Consider the following 24,194-nt stretch of genomic DNA (forward strand, 5'->3'; position numbering starts at 1 on the left):
CCTCTGCTGACTTCTGAATGAGTAAAACTCTCTCACTTCACTTTACTGATTCAGGCCTTCAGCGGGACACGTCCCCACGTGTCATATCTCAAAACCTACCACCCCATCAAAATTGATTTTTTTCCATTCATCTTTCCTTGAATCAGCTTGGCTTTTCCAGGAACTGTGATGCGTCGTCCGATGTTCTCGATCCCCGGATCAATTTCACATCGCCTCGATGAATCGCGCCCTGGCAAATGTGATTCTATTCAGAGATCGATAAAGGAGCACTTAAGATGCCCATCTTCGTACGGGTATGCCTGCTTAGCGCAGTAACTTTATTCAGCATCACTCAGGTCGGTTGCCATCGCGGGCCAAACGCGCAGGTACGGCAGAGCATGTATCGCTCACAGCAACTCTATGATCAGAACATGGAGTTGGCCATGCAGCGTGATCAGTTCCAGCAGTCTGCATCTCTGTTGCAGCAGGAACGCGATCAGCTGGCCATGCGGGCGCAGACGCTGGAATCGAACCTCAACATTGCTAATAAGCGGCTCGACAATCTGAATGCAGAGCGTTCAGAAATGCAACAGCGTTATGTCAGTCTCATGAAGCAGGCCAAAGGACAGCCCAGTCCACTGGATGGCGAAGCCACTCGTCGCTTCCAGGAACTGGCTGATAAATATCCTGACTTCGAATTCGATCCGCATACTGGCGTCAGTAAATTCCATTCTGACATCCTGTTTTCCTCTGGTAGCGATCAGCTCAAACCTTCGGCCAGAGAGATCCTCAACCAGTTTGCAGCCATCATGAACGATGGGAATGCGAAACGTCTGAATGTTCTGGTTGTCGGTCATACCGATGACAAACCGATCTCCAAAGCAGCCACACAGCGGCATCATCCGACCAACTGGCACCTGTCTACCAACCGGGCTAACTCAGTCGTCCTCTCACTCTCGAAATTTGGAGTCAAGCAGGAACGCATGGGAGCCGCCGGTTACAGTATGTTTCAGCCGGTCGTACCGAATGCCAACGATTCCGCCCGGCAGAAAAACCGCCGTGTTGAGATCTTCGTCCTCGCACCGGATGCCGTCGTTGCCGGCTGGGATCCGAATCCGACACTGCTGAACTAGTCGGCTCTTTCCGACGCTCCAAATCTTAGATGTCTTCCCGGTAATGGCTCACCATGTGACTGGATGGTGAGCCAGCCGATGACTCCGCATAGTAGCGGAACAGCCAAAGCAACTCCCACGCTGGTCCACAATTTGAACGACCAGCGTGTATCTTCAGCCGGCCAGAAGTCGCTCGGCAGAATCTGATCCGTTTCCAGAGTTCGTACGACCAGCATCGTGCAGAGCGCACCTGTGATCCAGAACGAGATCTGTACGACAAACACCGCCCGACTCTCCAGTCGGGGCAGGTTCCCACAGAAATCTCCTGCGAGCGACATCCAGAGCATCAGCAGGAACAGCCATTGTGCCCGCCCCAGGTTTGATCTGGGAATGAGAGCCAGCTGATGCCGCCTCGCCTGACAGATCGCAGAGCCAACCGCTACCGAAAGCAGAATTCCCACGATCAGAAACCAGAACATACCGGAAAGCCCGGCAAATTCGTCTGGCACCCAGCCCGCCTCCTGCCAGCGAAACACATTTTTATGCAGGTTCTTCCAGGGTAATACGATCAGCAGAAAGATCAAACCGATGAAGTTCATTCCCCTGGATTCCACATCTTCCTGAGGCGCTGCCAAAGCGATGACGGGAATTGGTTGCCCATTCTCTCCCTGATCCGATCTTGGAGCGGTCTGTTGCCGTGCGAAAGTTTGTGCGCCCCAGCCGATCCCGGCCCCCATAATCAGCCCGAACAGCTGCTCCATCCATTTCCAGTAATCCAGACCCTGTAACACGGGCCAGGCGCCGATGATCGACCACTGGGCTCTCCCCAGCATGTTCACAAAATCCCCCAGCAGAAAACCCAGCCCTCCAAACAGAAAGCCATAGCCACACCAGCGCAGAGCGGCCCGATTCTGTTGTTGCCTGAGTTCATATATCAGAGCCAATAAGACACCGACACAGCCGGCCCAGTTATCCCCGCGGGGCGGCGTCATGCGGAGTCCCAGCACGAGTGTCAGTAAAAAAAAACCGAGCAACCAACCGATCGCCAGCCGCAGCATCAAACCACAGGGGGCGTGAAAGTCCGAGCGAGCGCGGTAGAGCATCAAACTGACCAAAGCAGCAGAACCGGCAGCCACCCAGTCCACATCATACGGGTTCCAGAGTTCGAACAGCCAGGAGGTCAAACCGCTGAAGTCCAGTGCCAGCCAGAAGAGCCACAGAAAGACCAGCGGAACCGTAAAACGCTCCAGCTCGGATCGTTTCAGGGTAACCGACAGCGCCAGAATTCCGGCACCAATGCCTCCCCAGAGTGCTCCAATCAGAAACAGGCTGGCGTAGCCATAGACGACATCCGGAAGTTCCATTCCCGCGGTATAGCCGATCACGCGGCCATAACTCATCTGCCCGCCGAACGACCAGCCAATCGCCCCCAGGAATGCCATCAGGGTGGACCGCTGCCACCATTCGGGCCTGTGCGAAGTAAGACAGACGGCCAGAGCAACCAGCGCTCCCGGGACCATCGCCCCGGCTTCATGTCCGTAATTCCCACGAAAGCCCCAGCCAACAGACATGGCCAGCGCGGGTAACAGAATCTGGCTGCAATGGTGCGCGGATCGCATACATCCCCCCAAATCTCTGATTACAGAGCAAAGTAGCTTTTGATTCCACTCAATACGCTGTCGACGGCCACTGAGGCCAGAATGAGACCACTGATCCGGCTCACAATACTCGCCCCGGCATCACCAATCACTTTCTGAATTGGTCCGGCCAGCAATAGAAACCCATACGTGATGATCAGGACAGCCAGCATTGTGATCGTAGCGAGAAACTGTTCGCCCACATGAAACCGGTGATTGTCCGTGATCAGAACGACTGCCATCATTGCTCCGGGAGAGGCGATCGAAGGAATCGCCAGTGGAAAAACCGCTTTATTCTGGTGATAGTTGGCACGATTCGATTCTTCGATCTCTGACTCAGGTTTACTCTCGCCAAAGATCATCGTCAGGGAAAACAGAAAGAGGACAAGTCCCCCGGCAATCTGAAATGCAGAGAGGGGAATATCCAACTGCTCCAGCAACAGCTGACCGCCGACAATAAACAGAATCAGTACGAGTGCCGCAGTAATGATGGCACGCAACGCGATTTTACGTTGTACCGCTCTGCTGGTCCCCGCAGTCACGGCGATAAAAACCGGAATACTCCCCACAGGATCGACAACCGCCCAGAGGTAGATAAAATCCTTGAGAATGTCGTCCCACATGAGATGTTATGTCTTTCCTGTTACCCGGGGTCGAGTCAGTTAGCCTGTTGATAATGAGGGTTGGGATCGGAAGGAATCGCCGCTTGGACCTGTTTCTGCCAGCGATGCAGTTCGTTTGTGAGAACTGTTGCTTTTTCCGGCTGGCTGTCAATCAGGTTCATCGTTTCGCCGATGTCACTGCGGGTGTTATAAAGCTCCCGATGCCCGTCTTCAAAAAACTCCAGCAGCTTCCAGTCTCCCTGTCGGATGACCGAGACTGGCGTTGTACGAAATCGCTGCTGCATGCCCTGGTATTTTTGCAGATAAGCCGGAAAGTGCCAGAACAGAGACCGTTTTTTCAGGCTGCTTTGTGGATCTTTCAACAGGGGGACCAGACTTTCGCCGTCTAACTGGTAATCTTGCGGAACCGGAATCTCCGTCAGATCCAGAAAAGTCGGGTAGAGATCCAGATTGATCACTGGTTCTTCACTGGAGCTTCCCGCCTGTGTCACGCCGGGCCACTTAATCAGCAGCGGCACACGGATGCCTCCCTCATACAACATTCCCTTGGAACCGCGGAGAGGTTTCATCGTGGTCGCGGGGCCGTAACCACCATTGTCCGAAGTGAAGACAACGACAGTGTTCTCTTCCAGCTTTTGTTCTTTCAGAGTCTGAAGAACACGACCGATACTGTCATCCATACTTTTCACCATCGCCGCATACGTTGCATGCTGATGCAGCTTGCCTGCAGGTTTGTCTTCAAAATGTTTCTTATATTCCTCTTTGGCCTGCAGTGGTGTGTGCACAGCATAATGTGTGAGGTAGAGGAAAAAGGGAGAGTCCGCGTTATCTTTGATGAAACTGCAGGCTTCCGCGGTCAGTCGATCTGTCAGGTATTCCCCCGGATCTCCATTCGAGAGTTGCGGATTGCGATAGGGACTGAAGTAACCGCCCCGCGGACTGCCCGACTGATTTCCGGCGATATTTACCTGAAAACCCTGAGAACGCGGTGACTTACCGAGATGCCACTTGCCGATGCTGGCACACTGGTAACCCGCTTGAGAAAGTGTCTCAGCAATCGTCACGAATCGATCTGCCAGCACGACATTATTTTTAGCGGGGATCAGCTTGCGATAGCGGTCATTCCCACGTGCCGGATCACCAACCGTGTAAACGCCATGTCGAGGCGTATATTGTCCCGACATCAGACAGGCTCGACTCGGTGCACAGTTCGGAGCTGCTGCATAAGCCGAGGAGAATCGCATTGATTTCTGTGCGAGCTCATCGATATGGGGTGTTTCGTAGAAGTCACTCCCCATGTAGCCGACGTCACGCCAGCCCAGGTCGTCGATGAAAAACAGGACAATGTTCGGTCTGTCAGGAGCAGCGGAGATTGGCGTAAGCAGACCAGGCATCCAGCAGAACAGGCAGGTAAGAACCAGCGAGCGAAGCATCAGGTTTCCTTCCGGGACGAAGATCGAAATGAATGGTTTTTCTTACGACGATGGTTTAGGATTGAAGCAGATTTATTCTAAACCCCCGGCGAACGGATGTCATTCCTTTAGCTGGCAATTCGAACCAGATATGGAATCACTCGCTTACAGCCCGAAGGAACCAGCATGGTAGACAAGATCAAAGTCGGACAGATCGGTGTAGGACACCCTCACGCCGGCGGTAAAATGCAGGCCTTTCGCAAATCGGCCGACTATGAAGTTGTAGGCGTCGTAGAACCCGACCCACAACTTCGCAAGTATGCAGAATCGACGGGCATTTACCAGGGGCTCCCGTTTCTGACGGAAGAGCAACTGCTCAATATCGATGGCCTGCAGGCGGTCGCCGTGGAGACCGAGGTCCCCGATCTCTTGAATACTGCGGAAACCTGCATTCGGGCGGGCAAACACATCCATCTCGATAAACCGGCTGGACTTTCACTACCCCACTTCAAACGAATTCTGGATCAGGCCGCCCAGAAACACCTGCTGCTGCAGATGGGTTATATGTATCGCTACAATCCCGGTGTGGTGCTGCTGCGAGATCTCCTGCAAAAAGGCTGGCTGGGTGAACCATTTGAAGTACACACTGTCATCAGCAAGAAGATGGATTCTGCCAGTCGAACTAAACTCGAACCCCAGCCGGGAGGAATGATGTTTGAACTGGGGTGCCATGTGATCGACCTGGTAGTTCAGATTCTGGGCCGCCCCGAAAACGTCACTGCGTTCTCACAGCATGCGTCCCAGATCGATGATCAACTGCAGGACAACATGCTGGCTGTGTTTCAATATCCCCGAGCGCTGGCCACGGTGAAATCGAGCTGTAATGAAGTGGATGGTTTCAACCGACGCCACATTCTTGTCTGTGGTTCCGAAGGCACTTATCATCTGCAACCATTCGCACGACCGACGGCAAAACTGACTCTCGAGAAAGCCAAAGGCAAGTACCGCAAAGGGTCACAGGAAATTTCCTTCGACGGATATACCCGTTACCAGGATGATGTGGCGGACATGGCTCGAATCATCCGACGTGAAAAAGATATGGACTTTTCCTATCAGCATGATCTGGACGTGCAGGAAACTGTGCTTAAATCGGCCAGCCTGCCGATCACCTGAGTTGCAAATCCACTCAGACCTGCTTGAGTTGACCGTAGGTATGCTGCGCAGAAGCGATCACGGTGACTGTCTCGTCGGTCTGCAGCAGGCGGCGGATCTCTGCTTCGTCTTCCAGGGGGATGATAAACAGATCTTCGACCCGGTCGCTGTCCGCCTGGCTTAACAGACAGACCAGCGCCCAGTCACCCGCCAGCGCAAGTTGGGTCGCAGCCACCAGATCCAATGGCAGTTTGTCACGGAGTGGTTTGATCGCATCCAGTGGTTCATGACAACTGGCCAGCAACTGCATGCCTTCACCAAAGTCTGCGTCGATTTGAGTCAGTAGCACAACGCGACCATCCTGCGTCACCAGATTGCGTGCCGTCTCCAGGACGCTTCCCAGCTGATTCCACTGGTGCCCCGCTGGTCCGCTCTCTATCGCAACCAGGATCATCTCGGCTTTATATTCCGGCTCGACGCGCCAGACACGATCGAGCAGTTCCTTGCCTTTTCGAAATGCAGCTTCCAGGCTGCCAAATATAATATCCGCAGCCTGTTGACCGCCGGCAGGAATGACCTGCAGGCTGTATTGTAATCCCAGCATCCAGCCCACTTCATCGATCAACTGCCGCAGGGGCCGACTGTCGGAGGGAGTCAGCTCACGGTGCGACTGCCCTCGACTTCTAACGATCGCTTCCATTGAGGAGAAGCCGGGGTACAGCGAACTGCCGCCCCCCGCATATCCGATGAGCGGATCGTAGCCGACTTTTTCGATCGGCAGAATGAAATCCGCTTCCAGCAGATGGCGGGAGAGGTAAATCCGTTCGCCTCCTGTCGACGTGCCCAGATATCCGAGGTCGTCTTGCGACTCAGGATTGTGAACGACCCAGTTCGCCTGTTGCTGCAACTCATCTGACACTGAGTTCTGAAGATCCGATGCCCCACCCTCAGAATCAATGGCGGCCTGCAGAATCGTCAGATCTTCGATCGAAATTCCACATTTTAAAAGATACGCCCAGACGGCATCGATGATGGTCCCGGCTTCCGGTGCCTGCGGATCAACCAGGATGGTAATTTTATCTCCCGGTACAATGGCCAGATTGAGAGGCGGGAGTTCCAGCGGGCTGTTTAATGCCTGCTGCATTTTCTGCTTCACATCGGACAATGGTTCGGGCGACTGATGGTAGCAGATGACTCTTTCGGACGGGATTTCACATTGGAAATCCCCAGTCTGACCATATTTCAGTTCAATTTTGACAGTATCCGTGAGCGACACAACTTGATCCTGACTGACGCAACAACACTGGCTGATCCGATATGACGCGTCGAATCAGGGATTCTGGTTGTTGATTTAAGTGAAATCGGGTGACACACTGAAATGTTAGCGGTTTAGAGGTGAATTCTACAGGAATTGTGATCACAATATTAGAATAACATTGCAGATTGCGGTTCAGGAACCCGACCAGTTTCTTGAACAGCACCTGTTTTTTCCAGAAAGGTCATCATGACAGAAGACGATCAATTAATGATTCGAATTCAAAGTGGTGACCAGCGCGCCTTCGATGAACTTGTGGAAAAATATCAGGGCCCCCTGATTGGATTTTTTTTCCGGAACACCCGCGACTCCCAGCTCTCTGAAGACCTGTCCCAGGAAACGCTGCTGCGGGTCTACAACCAGTCGTGGGATTACCTGCCCCAGGGACGGTTCCGGGGCTGGATGTATCGAGTGGCCCGCAATCTGATGATCGACAGCATCCGCCGACAGTCGCATGATGCCCTGATCAAAGCATATACGGGAAAAAAACAGGACGAAGATGATTCCCTGAATCGACTGGCCAGCGAGGTCGTCTCGCCGGAAGAGAAGGCAAATATCAAGGAATTAGCGTTGATTGTAGATGAACTGCTGGGAACAATTCCTGAAGACCAGCGACTGACCTTCACACTGCACCATTATTCCGAACTGACCCTGAATGAGGTCGCGGACGTCATGGAAACAAACCTGGCCACGGCCAAAAGTCGCCTGCGGCTGGCTCGCGAGAAACTGCGGGAAAAACTGAAACTGATGGGCGTCACTGGCCCGCAACAAAATTAAGAAATCACGAACTTTAAAAAGATATGAACCCACCGGCAACCGATTGCGTTGGTGTGAGCGGGCCTGGGAAATCGCATCCATTTTCATCAATTAACTGAAACAGTACGGAGAAGAGGGGAATGAGCTATTTCAGCCGGCTCACTGATATTGTGACCTGTAATCTGACTCATCTGCTGGAAAACGCAGACGATCCCATTCAGGAAATCGAGCAGATCATAGCCGAAATGAAAGAAGGCCTCGCGGGCGCTAACCGCAGCGTGAAAACTGCGACCTCCAACGAACGGGCGATTCAACAGGAACTGGAAGAACATCAGCAGCAGATCTTTCAATGGAAAGAGGCAGCCAAGAACGCCCTGGCGCTGGGTGATGAAGCGGAAGCCCGCAACTCCCTGGTCCGAAAACAGGAGATCGAAGATCTCAAAGCCGGCCTGGAACAGCAGCACCGGGCAGCAGTCGCAACCCGCGAACATTTGACAACCACGCTGCACGCCCTGGAAGCCAGACTGGCCGAAGCCCGACGTAAGCAGGTGGAACTGACACAGCAGGCAGGAATCAGCAACGCTCCTGTCGAGGAAGTCGCCGAGGCTCCGGAACCGGAATCGACGGTCACTCCCTCCCGCTCCGAGCAGATCGACTCAGAACTGGCTGAATTAAAGCGGGAACTGGGACAATAACAACAGGCCCCGTCCGCTGACCCGGATTCGCGGTAAACTCCTCGATTTCGACAGGCATCATAAATCCGGCATAACCAGTTAAACTGGTTAGATTTAGGATAACCGAACCACCTTCAATCTGGACAGATGGTTCGAATGAGAAATTGTTTCTGAAGAAACCGCCAATCAGCAAGAAGGTACTTGCAACGGACCGGTTCTCATTTAGAATAAAAATAGATAAATAAAGGGGTTCGGAAGGTTTGAGCCTTGAACCGTCACTATCAGCCATGAGGTTGGAGCGACCGGTGCGGCTGGCATTATTCACCGAACCCGTATCTTCTTCGCCAAGGCATTCGTCTACCGTTTTTCAGGTTTAATCGGACTGAAATTCCCGAGACAATTGTCCGATGACGAATAACACAACTTCATTTCTCAATTTACATCATTGATGTCGGAGTCGCGCCACCATGGCCAAAAAGTACCTGAACCTCGAAGAAGCAGCAGCGCAGCTGGGCATGGAAACTGAAGAACTCAACCGCCTGCGGGAAGCGGGCGACATTAGAGGCTTTGCCGACCGGGGTGCATGGAAGTTCCGTCTGGAAGATATCGAAGAACTGGGGCGAACACGGCAGGCAGATTCGGATCCCGCCATTCCCCTGTATACCGAAGATGCGGACCTGGAAGACGACGACCTGTTCGACTCCGGAATTCTGGATGAAGAAGAAATCTCCGCTGAATCAGACAGCGTAATCGATGAAGATGAAGTCGGTGAGCAGGCGACTGTGATTCGGGGCAGTGTCCATGACGATGATGATGAGCCAGTTGAATTAAGCAGCTCTGACAGCGATGTTCGTTTAGTAGTCGACGAAGGCGATGACCTGCAACTCGACAGCGAGCCCGAACTGGTTGCCGTCGGCGAAGACTCCGACAGCGATGTTCGCCTGACCGACGATTCGGGCATTGACATGAGCAGTGACAGTGATGTGAAGCTCGTTGATGCCGATGCGGAACAGGACGAGGAACTCATGGATCTGGACCTGGGAAGTGACAGCGATGTGAAACTCGTTGCTGATGACTCCAGTCCGATGGGCAGCGAAAGCGACGTTGCTCTGGTAGGCAATGACGGCCTGGAACTGGTCAGTGACAGTGATGTCGCCCTGGTTTCAGATGAAGGCGATGATTCTTCCATCCTGGCCGAAGACAGTGGCATCTCACTGGCGTCGGACAGTGGTATCTCGCTGGCCGGCCCGCTGGACAGTGGAATTTCCCTCGAAGCGGCCGATGAAAGTGGGATCTCACTGGGGGGAGACGATGACAGTGGTCTCTCGCTGGCCGATGATGAAAGCGGCATCTCACTGGAAGACGATACAGGCAGCGATATCTCGATTACAGCCGATAGTGGAATCTCGCTGGAGCCGTTCGATGCTGAAGAAACCAATCCCATGATGGCATCCGGCGCGAGCAAAGATGCGACCATGGAAATTCCCGCGCTGGATGACGACGACGACAGCAGCTTCGACCTGTCTGCCGATGATTCGAACGCAGATACCAGCGTACTGATGCTGGATGATGAAGGCAGTGCCGGTGGATCTTCTGGATCCGTCATTCTGGACTCCGATGAAGATGGTGAATCCGGCATCTTTGATGAAGACGACGACTTCGCCAGCGACGACGGCATGTCAGATGTCTTTGATGAAGACGATGATGACTTCGACGACATCTACGACGCTGACGACGACGACTTCGACGATTCATTCCAGAGTGGAGAAAGCCACGCCGAGTTTGTCGCTCCCGCTTCCTTCGCCGGTGGACGTGGTGGTGCGATGGCCGCTCCCGAACCGGAGTGGGGGGTTGGCACCTTCGTCGCCCTGGGCTTCTCAACAGTGCTGATGTGTCTGTGCGGCGTCATGATGTATGATCTGGTTCGCACGATGTGGCACTACGACGATCCGTCCACATTCAGCTCGACTCTGCTGGATACTTTCGGCGGCTTGTTCTAAGCTCGCAATCAGACATGTGACATACTTACACAGACCGCAGGACACAGTTACCCTGCGGTCTGTTTTTATGCGCAGTTGAAGCTGCAAAGATGAAAAACTTCCCCCTTCTCAGGAGATCAATCCGGTCTGGGTGGGAATCAGGTCAGGCAGATCGATATAATCAGATCTGGTAAGTTTCAAATCGCCTCTTTCGTTTTCAATACTATCTGGTGTCTTTATGCTGAACTGCAAATCGCTGCTCGTCTTTGTTCTCCTCGCTCAATTCTCCGTCTCCCCTGCCCTGGCGCAGGAACGTCAGTTAACATATCGCGATCGACGACCGCAGGAATACAAGCTCACCGCACGGGCCAGTGAAATCGACCCCCGCGCCAAAGAACATCCGGAGATCGACTACGTCTTCGAAGCAAAGGGAAAAGTTCAGGATCTGGAACACGCCGTGGTCGATACACGGAAAAAGCCACGCGGCAAACTGGTCATCTGGCTGATGGGATATAACAGCCAGCTGTTTGACGGACTCTCTAAATTAGGTTTTCACGCGATTCAGGTGCATTATGCAAACCGCTGGTTCTCCAAAGTCTGTCGCGAGAATCCGGTTGGCGAGACCTGCCGGGGAAATGTGAGGCTGGAAGCTGCTACCGGCGAAGACTATAGCGATCAGGTTTCCATCCCGAAGCCCGATGGTATGAAAGAGCGGGCCCTGCAGTTCGTAAAATGGCTGGCGAAAAACAATCCCCAGGGAAAGTGGGACTATTACCTGACTCCCGACGGCAACGATCTGCGCTGGGATGATGTGATCATGGCGGGCAGTTCGCATGGTTCGACCACCGCTGCCCGTTTTGCCAAGCATCAAAAGGTGAGCCGGGTTGTGATGTTCTGTGGCCCCCGCGATCAGTATCAGAACTGGCAGTCCCTCCCTTCAGCAACTCCGACAAACCGCTACTTTGGATTTTCCCATGTGCTGGACGGCGGTTGGACCGGCGACCATTACTGTCGTTCCTGGGAGCTGATTGGTCTCAATGAATACGGGCCGATTGTCAACGTCGATCAGTCGAAACCTCCTTATGAAAATACACGGCGGCTGATTACCGACTTCGATGTCAAAAACAATACCCGCCGTGCCCATTCTTCCGTCGTCCCTGGTGGCAGTGCTGGTAAAAATGCGAAAGGCCAGTATATCCATGAAGCGGTCTGGCTGTACCTGTTTACGCATCCGGTCGACAAAGTTGGTAAGCCGGTTCCATTGGATCCGGGATGCGAGAAAAACCAGCGAGACAGCTGAGAGCTGAAACCGTGATTAAGGCCGTTATTTTTGATCTGTATGGGACTCTGCTGGAACTCACGCAGGATCACAGACCATTTTTACAAGTGGCGAAACACTGTACCTCGCTGAGTGTTCAGGCAGCCATTCACAAAGCACTGGTCAATGACTGCCCCACTCTGGATTCTTATGCCAGTCTGCTCCGGTTGAAGACACAGCTCAACCTGGAGCGACTGGAACAGATCCTTGCTGATGACCTGCTCAAGGTGAGGCTCTTTCCGGATGTGCGATCTGCATTAGAAAAGCTTCAAAGTCGGCAGGTGAAAATTGCGGTCATCTCCAATTTAGCCACGCCTTACATCCGCCCCTTCGATTCGCATAATCTTCGCACTCACTTCGATGTTATTCTCTTCTCGTGTGAATGTGGTCTCGCGAAACCTGATCCTGCGATTTATCAACGGGCCATCCAGCAACTGAATTTAGCCCCTGAAGAAATACTGATGGTTGGCGACAGCTATGCTTCGGATGTTGTCGGACCAGCGACAGCAGGCATCAAAGGCATTCATCTCGTGCGTTCGGGTGAAGGCAGTTCAGCATCGGCTGTGATCTCTGGTTTGGAATCACTGTTCGATTTTGTCTGACTGGATCGGCCCGACACGCAGCTCACCCCTGAGGTAAACGTCCCCAGACCTGCACAATGCGGGGTAAGCCGGTGACGGTTCGCTCGTCTGCGGCAAATACATTGAGTTCATCCACGATCTGGTCAATTTCCTCTGTGGAAGCCAGTCCGTCTGCCAGAACCGTGTCGGCAATGTTTTCCATCGTCAAACCATTGAGCAGTTTGACCTCACCAGTCAGTCCCGTGGGTTGCACGACTGAAACGTGAATCGATTCCAGTCCAGCATCTTTCACGAGCACAGGCAAGCGCTGTCCGATATGCGGATCACCGCCCCGGTTCTGAACGACGGTGCAATACAGTTCATAGAACCTGCGAAACGCACCAGCTTCCGGCCAGGCAAATGAACCACTGAAGTCGATGTCCTCCAGCGCCAGGATTCCTCCCGGACGTAACTGCTTTAGAAAAGAGCTGAGAACCGCTTCCGGATTGCTGAGATGAGTCAGTACAAAACGGGAATAAACGACATCATATTCCGGCGGGCCTGCTGCATCCCGCACATCGACCCGACGATATTCCAGGTTGGATAAACCCAGGTCACGAGCTTCCTCTTGCGCGACGGAGAGTTTGGTGGCATCAAGATCAATGCCGACAGCCCTGCCCGCGGGAGCAATGCGGCGGGCCAGTTCGCGCGTCACGTCTCCTCCGCCGCAACCCACATCCAGACAGTTCTGACCATCAACCAGTTCCAACCGGTTCAAAAACGAGGAAGTGCTCTCCAACATGACACGTGACAGAACACGTAACCGTTCCCGACCAGGCAGACCACCTCGAATCGCATAATGTGGAGTCTCAGTCATCCTTGTGTCCATTCCTTTGTTGAATAGATTGAAATGTATGCTTATCAACAGCACGACGCTCTGCGACTTCTGCTGAAGTAACGCAAATTGTCGTCAGCGACTACCTTCTTTTTGAGAAGAGGGTGAGATCCGTGCCCAAAGATGACTCACAGGGAAACTTCTATAGTAAAAACCAGAAGAGCAAACGGTTAATTCCCACCAGCCTGTTACTTACATCAAATTCCCGGTACGCGCCACTTACGATCATGACGACTGAGAATCAGAATACTCTGAATTTATTCAGAAAATCAGAAAAAACCATGTAGTCTGCCTGCTTCATCTGGAATGTAGTTAGAAGGGGCCCTCTCCATTGGATTTGAGACACTGAAGTAGATCATATACAGGCCTACTGATGAATGAAGTTATCGTTAACAATGAGTTCTTTCAGCTGCTGTTACAGCATCAGGGACCCTTACACGCCTACGTACTTTCCCTGGTAGGTAATACTACTGACGCCCGAGATTTACTGCAGGACATCAATCAATGTCTGCTCGAAAAACGGGACACCTTCACCACGGACAGTAATTTCCTGGCCTGGTCTCGCAAAGTTGCTTTTTACAAGATCCAGTCATACTGGCGCGACAAACACCGTAACCGCCTGCTGTTCGACGACGAGTTACTCAACAGCATGTCCGAGACCATCGACAGCCTGCCCGATCTATATAACGAGCAGATCGAAGCCCTCAAATCTTGTATCAACCACCTCCCTGCTGACAAACAGACCATGATGCAACAACGCTACGGGCAATTCATGCCTCTCAAACAAATTGCTGACTACTGGGGAAAATCGGAAAAAGCGATCAGCGTCATGCTCTTGCGGATACGCTTGCGGCTTCAGGATTGCATCCAGAAAACACTCTCTGCAAGGCCCCGCATCTGATGATCTCTGAAAACACTTCAAACTGGGAAGACCCCCTGCCTCGGCTGGTCGCTTTGTATTTCGATCAGCGACTGGATGAGTCCGAACTGCAGCAGTTGCAGACGCGACTGAAAACGGACCCGGATGCAAGAGTCTTTTTCGCTCAGTTTTCGATCCTGCAGACTCAGCTGGAATGGGTCTGCACCGACTCAGTCTCACCACGAGAAATGACTCATATTCCGGCCTCCTATCATGCCAGAGCGCGTAACTGGAATCTGATTCTCTATATCTCATGCTGTATCTGCCTGGCGATCGGCGGACTGTTTTTCATGTATCTGACAACTCCCGTCGCTCACGTTTATCCAACCGCTGACAGCCACTGGGAATCCGGTTTGATCGCAGATGAGGAAACGCTGCTTTCAGGTTCGCGCAGACAGCTATCGAATGGTGCCATTGAAATTCGCTTCACTTCCGGATCGATCATTAACCTGCAGGCACCAGCGCTGTTTACAATCCAGGGATCGAATGCGGTCTTTCTGGAAGCGGGAAAGCTGGTTGCCGACATCCCTGAAACAGGACATGGCTTTACCGTGGAAACACAGTCCGGTCAGATTGTGGATCTTGGCACATCTTTTTCCGTAAACGTAGAGGCGGACCGAAACACGGAAGTCAAAGTCTATCGGGGTAAAGTCCAGGTCGCTGGTACAACAGATTCGCAAACTCCGCTCGACCTGTCAGCCAACCAGGCGGTGGAGATCGACTCCATATCCAGGTCAATCCTGCCCCGAGACTATACCAGCAGCGATTTCATCCCACTGATTGCCCGCGATTACAGCGTAGGCAGTTTCAGCGAAAATGTTGTGTTTCAGGAACAGTTTCCGGATCAGATCGCCCGGGGAGAGTTTCAGCTTCTTGAACGAGATGGCACGGTCTTTCTCTTTCCCGAACTGAGAGAGATCCAGCTCTACAATAACCTCAATGTCTCCATCAGCCAGCCTGGCAGCTACTGGTCCTACGAGCAGATAGAAACGGATACCGATTTCATCCCACGGGGAATGAAAGTCGACTGCTACCGACTCTATTACGATCCAGCCAGCAACAAGAATGAAATGCTGCCGGTAGAAGGCACGATTCACTTTCATCAGCCTGTGTTGGGAATGATTACCACCAGAAACCGGCTGCTGGAAACCGACCACATTCTCAATCCCCTTTGCCAGGGAGGTAACTGTCCTCAGATTAAACACCAGGAAATCGAAACCCGAGTATCAGAGGATGGCAGCCGCCAGGACATCATTACACTCTCCGAAGACCGCAAAACGCTCAACTTCAAACTATTCACAGGTACAAACTACATCGATGAATTCAGGGTGCTGGTTGCAGCCCCCTAGCCCCTGCGCAATGCGCTTGTTTTCAAAGTCATCCCGGGTCGGCTATATCCATATTTTCACCAGTGAGCTGAGACTGTGAATTGCCATACCGAGTTGTTATCTGCTTCATTATTTAAAGGAGTTTTTTATGAAACCTGATCGTTCTGCTAAATACGTTCGAGGCTTCACATTAATTGAGTTACTCGTTGTAATCGCGATTATCGCCATTTTAATTGCCTTACTCCTGCCTGCAGTTCAACAGGCTCGCGAAGCGGCGCGACGCTCGCAATGCAAAAACAATCTCAAACAGTTCGGTCTGGCGATGCACAACTATGCCGACACGCATGGTGTGCTGCCCTGCCTGAAGGGAGGCGCAGGGGGAGATGTATCCGGTGCAGGGCTGTTAGACACCGGAACGGGCAACCGCAGCTGGATGAGTGGCATTGTCTTTCTGCTTCCCTTCCTCGACCAGGCACCTCTGTGGAACCAGATCTCGAGTCTACCCGGTCAGGGAGGCCGACCGAATGATCCCAATTCATTCCCCCAACCTCATCTGGCTCTCATGCTCTGCCCCTCCTCACCGGTGCCACCACGTGCAGAAGGTGGGCTGGCACCTCGCAGCTACTGCTTGAGCGTAGGGGACACCATCAATGACAACATCTCATCCAAGAATCCCCGCGGACCTTTCGGCTGGCTCTCAGACACCCGGATGCGTGATTTTCTGGATGGGACCAGCAATACCATTCTGATGGCAGAACGAGAACTGGGAGGCACCGGATCCTTTCTGGGGCGTGCTGCCGCTTCCATCTCCAACCTGGACACGAACCCCGCAGCCTGCCTGAGTACGATTTCAGGCAACACCTATAACGTCACCATGGACGGTCATCGGATGGGTCAGCGCTGGGCCATCGGATATCCGTTTTACTCCGGGATCACCACGGTACTTCCGCCGAACAGTCCTTCCTGCTCTTCAAGCGGACACCAGGGATGGGGCATCTATTCTGCCAGTAGCCTGCACACAGGTGGCTGCCACGTGTTGATGGGAGATGGTGCGGTACGCTTTGTCAGTGAAAATATCGATTCCGGTTTCCCCTCTGATCCACAGGTGACGACCGGTCCCAGCCCCTACGGTGTCTGGGGCGCATTGGGAACCATGAGTGGATCGGAAACCATTGGAGAGTTTTAATCCTCTACTCAACACAACAAACAGAAAGGATAGCCATATGAATCACACCTGGAAACAACTCCTACTCAGCCTTACCCTGCTCTGCGCTGCCGGCCTGACTACCGGTTGCGGTGATGACAGTGGCCCTGCTGATGCTCCGAAAGAAACGACCCCCGCACCAGGGGACACCACACTTCTGGAACAGTGCCTGCCCGGTCAGATTAGCTGATCACTGTTGCAGAATACTCAAGACGCCTGTCTGATATAAAATCTGGCGGGCGACTTTTTTTTCGATTGAGATCCCTGCCTGCTTCGTATCAGAGACAGGTCAACTACCTGGAGCAGTTTCCTGTGGCGGAGCCTGTTCTTGAGATTCGGGTTGCTTTTTCTCTCGGGATAACTGCAACACCAGGAAACCCTCGCCCCGATATTTCAGATTCAATCGCATTGCTCCTTTGTAATGCTGTTTCAGATACGAAGTGAGCAAGGGAACCTGTTTCTCACGGGTGATCAAGAGCAGACGATCTGAATCGAGTAATTCATCCATCGGTGACTCAATCTCATACGCGCGCAGCTTATTTAGAAAATGGGGAGATTGCTGCAGTCCGTTCAGGAACAGAAACTTGAGTTCCCTGATTTCGGATTGATTGTCATAGGGCAGAAAACAATCGATGGGAAGCATCCACATACTGAGAAACACCTTCTCCGGCCAGCGCTGAGTCTTCTCTGCCAGATTCTGCTTGAAACCGGCGTTCTTAGAGACAATCTGATCTGACCACCGTTTCTGGTCCCAGACCAGCAGCGCACATCCCAGCAGCAGAACGACGACTCCGGTTTTAAACAGCATATTCAGTGAACGTGGTTGTGTCTTATGAGACTAAGTCCAACCGGTCTGATTCAACAGCAGGGTAATGCACAAAGGGAGCGCGATCAGACAGGTTAAAACCTGCGATGGCAATTTCAGATAAACGATCAGCATGACCTTGAGCAACATCCACCTGATAATCGAACGCTGCCAGGACCGTCTCTGGTTCAGTCGATTGAAGACAATCGTAGTGAAAAGTGAAATCAGAAATACAGGATGCACGACTACATCTCTGGCTGAGTGTACCCAGGCATTTAATACCTGTGGAATTGACTGAGTCTCAGGACATCCGTTTCCTCTTTGGCTTGCTGTAGTCGTTCCAGGCTTAATTCTGTTAATAATTCAGGCAGTCGTAAAACCGCGATTCCAGCACACCACAGATCACGAGCGCTGCCGGTAGCAGATACAGCTTCAGTGGAACGCTTCTGGCGAATTTCCAGCCGACGGTCACGATCAACGGCGGACTCGCCAGCCAGACACAGCATCTGCAGACTCGCATAGCGAACCAGACTGGCATAGAACATTCGTGGGTCAAGTCAGTCTTTAATTAATAATGCTGACCTGCTTGTGGTTCACAGTTACCATGTCATTCATCTCCAACGATTACACTCGAAGTCTACTTCCATGCCTGGCGAGGTCTACAACAAAAAAGGGCGGCTGATCTGAGATCAACCGCCCTCTCGCAGTTTCCATTTTCAGTTGCTGAAAATTCTTCTGGCGTCTCGTTTTCTAGTTGCTACAAGTCTTCGGCTCTGGTGCAGTGCAGGTCTTGGGTGCCGGAGCCGTACAGGTTGGCTGCGGGCAGCAGACGGGCACTTTACGACAGACCTGTCGCGGTACACAACGTGTCTTGGTTACACAGACGGTACGCGGAACACATTTGGTTCGGGTAACATACCGTGTGCAGCAGACCTGCTCACAGGTTGTGTAAGGAACTTTGCGAGTACAGGTTTTTTGCTCATAGGTGCAGGTTGTGTAAGGAACCTTGCGGGTCCGACACTCTTCAACCATGGTGCAAGTGGTGTAAGGAACCTGTTTCGTTACGCATTCTTCCTTCCAGCAGCAGGTGGTGTAAGGCACTTTGCGTGTCCGGCATTCACGTACCATTTCGCAGGTTGTGTAAGGAACCTTCTTGGTCCGTGTTTCGCACTCGTAACGCACGCAGGTGTAAGGTACCTTACGGGTAACGCAGCAGGGAACTCGCTCACATACGGTGTAAGGAACCCGCTCGGTTACACATTCGCGTTTGTAAGTTGTGCAGCAGACTTTCTTGGTGACCGTCTTGGGGCACCAGATGCGTCGGCAGATGGTAGTGCCGGGACACTGTACTTTCACTGTTTTGCAGCAACCGGGTTTGTAGACAGGGCAGCATGAGCTGCAGTCGTATTCCCAGGTTCCTGGTTCACAGACACATTTTTCTACAACCGGACCGGGGCAGTGTTCGGTAACCGTCTTCCATTCACCACAGCAGACTTCAACGTCGTGCCAGGTGTGGACAGGCTTGCAAACAGTGCGACAGACATCGCGGTAGCAGGTCTTGTAATTGGTTTTGTAGATCGTGCTGCAGACTTCACGGTAGTGAGTCTCGCAGATCGGACGTCTGACGGTGTAGCAGACATCCCGGTAACAGGTGTTGTAAACCGGCTTGCAGACTGTGTAGCAGACGTCACGGTAGCAGGTATTGTATACCGGGCGACGGCGTTTGCAGGTCACAGTGCGATAGCAGGTCTTGTAAACGGGACGGCAGACTTTGTAGCAGACATCCCGGTAACAGGTGTTGTAGACCGGTTTGCAGACCGTGTAGCATTCATCACGGTAGCAGGTCTTGTAAACATTCTTAGTGTATTGAACGGGAACTTTTTCGCAGATCGTATCGTAGACTGTCTTCTGACAGGTATAGTTCTGCTTTTCCCAAACGGTTTCAGTGACGGTTTTGTAGCAGGTACTTGAGCACTCTTTGGCAGCACAGTAATCACCACAAGAAGTACATGCTTCTGTAGGACAACACTTATATCTGCCTGCTCCCAGGTAACCTGCCTGGGCTTGCTCCCCAAAGCAGGCCATAATCAAAGCGGCCGCCAGAAGGGGAATCCAGGTTGCGTGTTTCATTGGTCTATTCCTCTATTTGTAATTTCAGCAAACAAAATTGAAATCTGGAAACAGTTAGAATCTACTTCGTCAACTGAAACAGCCCCCCTTCACTGAGACCGCCATTTCTCCGCAACTTACTGCACAACCTCTTCTACTGAGTCACGATAAACCATTCGATCACTACAATCGATACCCATCACGATACGTTACATCCCTTCAGTGACTCTCAGGCAAGGATCCCTGGCAGAATAAATGACCTAAATCTTCTCCTGACAATCTTTAAAAGTGATCGAAGAGAGTCTTTATAGACTCGATGAATGCGAGACAGCCTGTTATCCTCAACAGACCGGACGCGTCGTTTCATCATTAGTTCAACAGATAAAGTGAGAGATTTACATGAAGTTTGCCATTTGTCAGGAAATGTTTGTCGACTGGGAGTGGGAAAAACAATGCGACCTGATCGCGGAGATTGGTTATACGGGCATCGAGCTGGCACCTTTTGCTTTTGCCGATCATCCATCGAAAATTACTCAAGAAGAGCGGGCCTCCCTCAAGAAAACAGCTGAGGACCGCGGGCTCCAAATCTTTGGACTGCACTGGCTTCTGGCAAAAACCGAAGGTCTGCATCTGACCACTGCTGACTCCGAAGTTCGCAAAAATACTGCCGCTTACCTGGTTGAGTTAGGGAACCTTTGTGCCGATCTGGGCGGAGACCTGATGGTCTTTGGTTCTCCATTCCAGCGCAACATCGAAGAAGGCATGTCGCGCGAACAGGCTTATCAGAATGCAGCGGAAGTTTTCCGCAACTGTCTGCCGGCGATCGGCGAACGCGGAGTTCGCATCTGCATGGAACCGCTGACAACCAAAGAAACGGATTTCGTGAATACCTGCGCGGAAGCCATCGAGTTAATCGACATGGTTGGCGCGGACAACTTTGTTCTGCATCAGGATGTCAAAGCCATGGCTGGCGCAGAAACAGAATCGATTCCGGAACTGATTCACAAGTACGCTTCGCGGACGGGTCACTTCCATGTGAATGACACCAACCTGCTCGGACCTGGAATGGGAGAGACCGACTACCATCCGATCTTCAAAGCGCTGAAAGAAACGAAGTACCCGGGATGGATTTCAGTTGAAGTGTTCGACTACAAACCGGGCAGCGAACACATCGCGCGCGAAAGTTTTCGTTACATGAAAGAGGTCTGGGAAAGCGTCTGAGAGACTCAAAACAAGCGATCGGGCAAAAATTTTTTTGAAAACGTGAAAATATTTCCGGCCCTTTTTTCGCGTTGTTTTGCCAGACAAACGAGACTCTATAAACATGCAGTTTAAGCATGTCAACTGAGAAACAAAAAACAGAAGAGATCGGTTTCAGCCTATAATAATAGAGCGAAATCGATCTCTTGTTTTATATCATAACTGAAAAACACGGTTCATCCCGTTTCTAATTTTCAGCGTTTCGTTTTTAAACGCTAAGCACATCGCAGTTTACAACAAGCTGGAAAAAGGCTTTTCATATCAGAATTGGCTTGCAGAATTTTACGAAATATTTACGATGATGCCCAATAATTAGATGTAAGTCCTTAGTGCGTAATGAGTGTCAATTAAAAATGTGTTTTGATTGAATTTACACACACCAATAAAGGGGATGAACATCGGAGTTTGTCAAGGTTGACAGACTCACTTCTTATTCGTTGTGGCAGACCTTTGCCGACTTATAGCCCGGAGCCAGCGGCAAGGCAGCCCTCGTTTAACTCTCAAAGGAGGATTTGCGGTGGCAAAGAAAAAGGCAAAGAAAGCAGCACCTAAGAAAGCAGTAAAGAAAGCTGCACCAAAGAAAAAAGCAGCCCCTAAAAAGAAAGCAGTGAAGAAAGCTGCTCCTAAGAAGAAAGCTGCTCCAAAGAAAAAAGCTGCTGCTAAAAAGAAAGCCGCCCCAAAGAAAAAGGCAGCTGCAAAGAAAAAAGCAGTTAAGAAAGCTGCTCCAAAGAAAAAAGCCGCTAAAAAGAAGAAGTAATTCTTCTGCACTTAGCTGCTGGAAACAACAAGCCATAACGAGTAAGAAGCGATCGTTTTTTTCGATCGCTTCTTCTATTTCCCCCCCTGAGTATTTCACGCCTCTTTCTCAGCAAAATCTCGCCTGGATTCATACCCACACACAAAGTATCAATTTGTATATTATTGCATCATATATGCTGTTTCACTGCCTGCAGTTAACGTTACAATAGTTAGCCAGAACGTTTGCCCCAATTCTGCAGTCTGAAAGCAAGCCGGCATTGAACAGCTCCCCCAACGTGACCCCTGTCAAACCCAGGCGCAAATTATGGCGGACCCGGTTTAAACTGGCGCGCAACGTCCTGCCATTTGCTCCCCGTATTTCGTATGCGGATATCATTCCTGATTCAGCCATTGATGGCGAACTCCAACACTGGGGTGAGGTCATCTTACTCTCAGACCTGGCCGCCGTTCTACATCGTGATGGAACCATCACCCGCAGAGCGCATCACATCGCCAGCCTGCACGCCAACGAGTCGTTGTCTCAATGGGACGAAATCTTTCGTTTTTATGATCGCCAGACAGCGCTGCATAAAATTCAGACCGCCAAAGTATACCTGCCCGATGGCAGTCAGAGAAAAGCCCGCAGGGTGGTTCAACCGTACGGACAGATCGCCGTTCAATTTTATCCCCTGCGTCCCGGGGTAACTGTCGAGTTGGAAGAGCAACAGGACTTCTTCACCCCAGACCGGATCTCAGCCTGTATGTGGGGCCAGGAGTACCTGCGGTATTCGATTCCCTGTCAAAGACTGCGCTGCACGATTGCCGTCGCGGAACCCTTCGAACTGCAGTATGAATTACATCAGACGAACCAGGAACCGCGTTCCTGGAAACAGGGAACCTATCAGGTCTATCAATGGGATCTGCAGGCGTTACCTGGCTATGAAACTGACGACGCCACTCCTCACCCGCGAGACGTCATACCCTGGGTCGACTTTACCACACTGACTAACTGGGAACCGATCGCGAAGTTCTATCGGCAGGACCTCGAGCCGCCATCCAAAATCCCGGTACAGATTCAAAAACTGTCGGAGGATCTGACGCGCGAATCAGAAACGACTGAGGATAAAATTTACGCCCTTTATGAGTATGCCTCTGACGATGTCCGCTATGGCAGACATCCCAACGAACTGGCTTTGGAAAAAACCAGGGAGGTCGGTTCGATGCTGGAGGATATGCGCGGAGACTGCAAAGACAAATCATCGTTACTCGTCTCCCTGCTCAGGCACCAGGGAATTGAAGCCGAGGTCGCAGTTCTGCTGACACGCGCGAATGGAACAATCCCTTTTCTGCCTGGAGCTCGCTTCGATCATGCGATTGTCTGCGTTACCGATGAGCAGGGAGTCAGACTCTGGCTCGATCCGGCTGGCGGCCCGATGACTTTCAAAGATCTGCCTTATAATGATCAGGGTATGCAGGCACTGTTGTTAAATCTTCCAGCGGGAGAACTGACCACCATTTCCTGCGGCGGTCCGGAAACTCATCAGGTACATCGGCAATGCGAGGGGAAACTGTCCGAAGACTGCAGCTACGAGTTCGGCACCAATGTCTCAACGACAGGTGACACCGCCATGGAATTTCGTCTTCGCTACATCAACCGCAACGAAGAATACCAGAGCCTGACTCTGGAACGGGAACTCGCGTCTTCTCTGACGGGAGCCCGCATCGATGCTCCTCTGTTTCACAACCTGACAGATCTCTCGCAGCCCGTCACCTACTCCTGCAAAATGACACTCGATCAATGGGCGCGCAAAATTGAAGACATCATTCTGTTCCGGGTTCCCTGGATCGGGGCGATGCACACGGTGGCTCTCGTCAACGTGCAGAAACGCAACTCAGCCCTGCAAGCCCCCTGGCCAATCCGCTTCTCCGACCAGCACAGAATCGAACTCCCCCCTGGTTATCACGGTTACGGATTGCCTTACCAACAACGATTTGAATGCGAATGGGGCCGCTACGAAACTTCCATCTATGAGGAAGATTCTCACCTGATCTGCCACCGCCAGGTAGACCATTTGGGAGGCATCGTCCGTGAGGAGCAGTATCTGGATTTCAAGCAATACTGGGAACAGTGTACCCGCGCGGATGCTCTGGATGTTGTGCTCATGAAAAAGCCGTCCTGAACATACACACAAGTATTTATTGATCTGTTCGTGATTAGAAAAGTGCCAGGAAAAGTCAATGACTTTCTGAACATGGAATCCAGAAATGGTGTCAGTCCGTCACAATGAGCCTATTCTCTCATGGGCAACCTGTTAAAATAGAGAGTAGGAGAGGGGAGGCTTTCGACTCTGGAGATATCCAAAGCTGGGAAAGCCCAGCCCCAAATGAACGCTCCATCCTCAACGAATATAGAAAGTGG

The 24,194-nt window shown here is 51.9% G+C and carries 22 protein-coding genes; 14 read left to right on the plus strand and 8 right to left on the minus strand.

Annotated elements, in window-relative coordinates; translation table 11 throughout:
- Positions 1–377 precede the first annotated feature (377 nt).
- Positions 378–1,112 (plus strand): flagellar motor protein MotB, encoded by a 735-nt coding sequence (locus tag HG66A1_RS27225; RefSeq protein ID WP_228030224.1) that lies wholly within the window; start codon positions 378–380, stop codon positions 1,110–1,112.
- On the opposite strand, the gene HG66A1_RS27230 is transcribed toward HG66A1_RS27225, so the two are convergent.
- From HG66A1_RS27230 to HG66A1_RS27240, 3 genes are read right to left on the minus strand one after another with little or no spacing between them, the layout of a single operon-like run.
- The gene (locus tag HG66A1_RS27230; RefSeq protein WP_145191729.1) at positions 1,109–2,710 is read right to left on the minus strand and encodes a hypothetical protein; all 1,602 of its coding nucleotides are present in this window, start codon (positions 2,708–2,710) and stop codon (positions 1,109–1,111) included. The genes HG66A1_RS27225 and HG66A1_RS27230 overlap by 4 nt on opposite strands.
- Before the next feature lie 20 nt (positions 2,711–2,730).
- Positions 2,731–3,351 (minus strand): MarC family protein, encoded by a 621-nt coding sequence (locus HG66A1_RS27235; RefSeq protein WP_145191732.1) that lies wholly within the window; start codon positions 3,349–3,351, stop codon positions 2,731–2,733.
- Between the two features lie 35 nt (positions 3,352–3,386).
- Positions 3,387–4,784 carry a sulfatase gene (locus HG66A1_RS27240; protein WP_145191735.1) on the minus strand — a complete coding sequence of 466 codons (1,398 nt, stop codon included), beginning with the start codon at positions 4,782–4,784 and terminating at the stop codon, positions 3,387–3,389.
- A gap of 165 nt (positions 4,785–4,949) precedes the next feature.
- On the opposite strand from HG66A1_RS27240, the gene HG66A1_RS27245 reads away from it, so the two are divergent.
- Positions 4,950–5,936: a Gfo/Idh/MocA family protein gene (locus HG66A1_RS27245; protein WP_145191737.1), complete on the plus strand. Its 987-nt coding sequence runs from the start codon at positions 4,950–4,952 to the stop codon at positions 5,934–5,936.
- Positions 5,937–5,949: 13 nt separating this feature from the next.
- On the opposite strand, the gene HG66A1_RS27250 is transcribed toward HG66A1_RS27245, so the two are convergent.
- Complete coding sequence (locus tag HG66A1_RS27250) at positions 5,950–7,191, minus strand: lactate racemase domain-containing protein (protein WP_197996838.1); 1,242 nt, start codon at positions 7,189–7,191, stop codon at positions 5,950–5,952.
- A gap of 228 nt (positions 7,192–7,419) precedes the next feature.
- Here HG66A1_RS27250 and HG66A1_RS27255 point away from each other — a divergent pair, with 228 nt between their 5' ends.
- The 5 genes from HG66A1_RS27255 (at position 7,420) to HG66A1_RS27275 (ending at position 12,559) form a co-directional block, all read left to right on the plus strand.
- A complete protein-coding gene (locus tag HG66A1_RS27255) occupies positions 7,420–8,007 on the plus strand; it encodes an RNA polymerase sigma factor (protein ID WP_145044372.1) in 588 nt (195 codons plus the stop codon).
- A gap of 119 nt (positions 8,008–8,126) precedes the next feature.
- Positions 8,127–8,681, plus strand: coding sequence for a PspA/IM30 family protein (locus tag HG66A1_RS27260; protein WP_145191743.1), 555 nt, complete (start codon positions 8,127–8,129; stop codon positions 8,679–8,681).
- Between the two features lie 446 nt (positions 8,682–9,127).
- Positions 9,128–10,660, plus strand: coding sequence for a hypothetical protein (locus HG66A1_RS27265; RefSeq protein ID WP_145191746.1), 1,533 nt, complete (start codon positions 9,128–9,130; stop codon positions 10,658–10,660).
- Positions 10,661–10,877: 217 nt separating this feature from the next.
- Complete coding sequence (locus tag HG66A1_RS27270) at positions 10,878–11,939, plus strand: BPSS1187 family protein (protein ID WP_232102060.1); 1,062 nt, start codon at positions 10,878–10,880, stop codon at positions 11,937–11,939.
- An 11-nt stretch (positions 11,940–11,950) separates the two neighbouring features.
- Positions 11,951–12,559, plus strand: coding sequence for an HAD family hydrolase (locus HG66A1_RS27275; RefSeq protein WP_197996839.1), 609 nt, complete (start codon positions 11,951–11,953; stop codon positions 12,557–12,559).
- A 22-nt stretch (positions 12,560–12,581) separates the two neighbouring features.
- Here the strand turns inward: HG66A1_RS27275 and HG66A1_RS27280 are convergent, their stop codons facing one another.
- The gene (locus HG66A1_RS27280) at positions 12,582–13,394 is read right to left on the minus strand and encodes a methyltransferase domain-containing protein (protein WP_197996840.1); all 813 of its coding nucleotides are present in this window, start codon (positions 13,392–13,394) and stop codon (positions 12,582–12,584) included.
- A gap of 391 nt (positions 13,395–13,785) precedes the next feature.
- On the opposite strand from HG66A1_RS27280, the gene HG66A1_RS27285 reads away from it, so the two are divergent.
- From HG66A1_RS27285 to HG66A1_RS32235, 4 genes are all read left to right on the plus strand, one after another.
- On the plus strand, positions 13,786–14,313 hold the full coding sequence (locus HG66A1_RS27285; protein ID WP_145191754.1) for a sigma-70 family RNA polymerase sigma factor: 528 nt from the start codon (positions 13,786–13,788) through the stop codon (positions 14,311–14,313).
- Positions 14,313–15,680: a FecR domain-containing protein gene (locus HG66A1_RS27290; protein WP_145191759.1), complete on the plus strand. Its 1,368-nt coding sequence runs from the start codon at positions 14,313–14,315 to the stop codon at positions 15,678–15,680. The genes HG66A1_RS27285 and HG66A1_RS27290 overlap by 1 nt, the downstream gene beginning before the upstream one ends.
- A gap of 127 nt (positions 15,681–15,807) precedes the next feature.
- Positions 15,808–16,845 carry a DUF1559 domain-containing protein gene (locus tag HG66A1_RS27295; protein ID WP_145191763.1) on the plus strand — a complete coding sequence of 346 codons (1,038 nt, stop codon included), beginning with the start codon at positions 15,808–15,810 and terminating at the stop codon, positions 16,843–16,845.
- A 37-nt stretch (positions 16,846–16,882) separates the two neighbouring features.
- On the plus strand, positions 16,883–17,053 hold the full coding sequence (locus HG66A1_RS32235; RefSeq protein ID WP_197996841.1) for a hypothetical protein: 171 nt from the start codon (positions 16,883–16,885) through the stop codon (positions 17,051–17,053).
- A 99-nt stretch (positions 17,054–17,152) separates the two neighbouring features.
- On the opposite strand, the gene HG66A1_RS27300 is transcribed toward HG66A1_RS32235, so the two are convergent.
- The 3 genes from HG66A1_RS27300 to HG66A1_RS27310 form a co-directional block, all read right to left on the minus strand.
- Positions 17,153–17,671 (minus strand): hypothetical protein, encoded by a 519-nt coding sequence (locus HG66A1_RS27300; RefSeq protein ID WP_145191767.1) that lies wholly within the window; start codon positions 17,669–17,671, stop codon positions 17,153–17,155.
- 272 nt (positions 17,672–17,943) lie between these two features.
- Positions 17,944–18,213, minus strand: coding sequence for a hypothetical protein (locus tag HG66A1_RS27305; RefSeq protein ID WP_145191770.1), 270 nt, complete (start codon positions 18,211–18,213; stop codon positions 17,944–17,946).
- A 205-nt stretch (positions 18,214–18,418) separates the two neighbouring features.
- Positions 18,419–19,798 (minus strand): hypothetical protein, encoded by a 1,380-nt coding sequence (locus HG66A1_RS27310; protein WP_145191772.1) that lies wholly within the window; start codon positions 19,796–19,798, stop codon positions 18,419–18,421.
- Positions 19,799–20,176: 378 nt separating this feature from the next.
- On the opposite strand from HG66A1_RS27310, the gene HG66A1_RS27315 reads away from it, so the two are divergent.
- The 3 genes from HG66A1_RS27315 to HG66A1_RS27325 all read left to right on the plus strand — a co-directional run bounded on the left by HG66A1_RS27315 (position 20,177) and on the right by HG66A1_RS27325 (position 23,955).
- Positions 20,177–20,998: a sugar phosphate isomerase/epimerase family protein gene (locus tag HG66A1_RS27315; RefSeq protein WP_145044386.1), complete on the plus strand. Its 822-nt coding sequence runs from the start codon at positions 20,177–20,179 to the stop codon at positions 20,996–20,998.
- A 556-nt stretch (positions 20,999–21,554) separates the two neighbouring features.
- Positions 21,555–21,794 carry a hypothetical protein gene (locus tag HG66A1_RS27320; protein ID WP_187781869.1) on the plus strand — a complete coding sequence of 80 codons (240 nt, stop codon included), beginning with the start codon at positions 21,555–21,557 and terminating at the stop codon, positions 21,792–21,794.
- Positions 21,795–22,053: 259 nt separating this feature from the next.
- The gene (locus HG66A1_RS27325; RefSeq protein WP_145191775.1) at positions 22,054–23,955 is read left to right on the plus strand and encodes a transglutaminase-like domain-containing protein; all 1,902 of its coding nucleotides are present in this window, start codon (positions 22,054–22,056) and stop codon (positions 23,953–23,955) included.
- The last annotated feature ends 239 nt before the right edge of the window (positions 23,956–24,194 follow it).

Origin of the sequence: Gimesia chilikensis (genome assembly GCF_007744075.1) — a bacterium.
GTDB lineage: Bacteria > Planctomycetota > Planctomycetia > Planctomycetales > Planctomycetaceae > Gimesia > Gimesia chilikensis_A.